The organism is Citrobacter sp. wls826, assembly GCF_005281245.1.
Classification (GTDB): Bacteria; Pseudomonadota; Gammaproteobacteria; order Enterobacterales; family Enterobacteriaceae; genus Citrobacter; species Citrobacter braakii.
This window is the reverse complement of record NZ_SZWS01000054.1, coordinates 40888-41497: the sequence shown is the minus strand read 5'-3', so window position 1 is coordinate 41497 and position 610 is coordinate 40888. Positions and strand designations below refer to the sequence as shown.

General features: G+C 58.7%; 1 protein-coding gene. It reads left to right on the top strand.

Annotated elements, in window-relative coordinates:
• Positions 1-610, top strand: a 610-nt coding sequence (locus FDW87_RS22660) for an aminotransferase class III-fold pyridoxal phosphate-dependent enzyme (RefSeq protein WP_252363186.1), incomplete at both ends; no start/stop codon positions are given.

Genomic DNA, 610 nt, shown 5'->3' with positions numbered 1-610 from the left:
GGCGCCGCCGGAGTTTGTGGCTGCCATCCGCCGTATTTGCGACGAGCATGGCATCGTGATGATCGCCGATGAGGTGCAAAGCGGGTTTGCCCGTACGGGTCAGTTGTTTGCGATGGACCACTACGCTGACAAAGCTGACCTGATGACTATGGCAAAAAGCCTTGCAGGCGGCATGCCGCTGTCTGGCGTTGTGGGCAAAGCTGAAATTATGGATGCGCCTGCGCCGGGTGGTCTGGGCGGAACCTACGCCGGAAACCCGCTGTCAATTGCGGCAGCTCATGCGGTGCTGGATATCATTCGTGATGAACAGCTGTGCCAGCGTGCGGCAGCTCTTGGCGAACAACTGCGCGCCACTCTGACTGACGCGCAAGCCGGGTGTCCTGAACTGGCCGAAGTGCGCGGCTTAGGCTCTATGATCGCCGCTGAATTCTGTGACGCAGCGACGGGAGAACCCAACGCAGCCGCCGCACAACGCGTGCAGAAGAAAGCCCTTGAGCAAGGATTACTGCTGCTGACCTGCGGTCAGTATGGCAACGTTATTCGCTTCCTTTATCCACTGACGATCCCGCAGGATCAGTTCGCCAAAGCGCTCGATATCATTAAAGCGGCA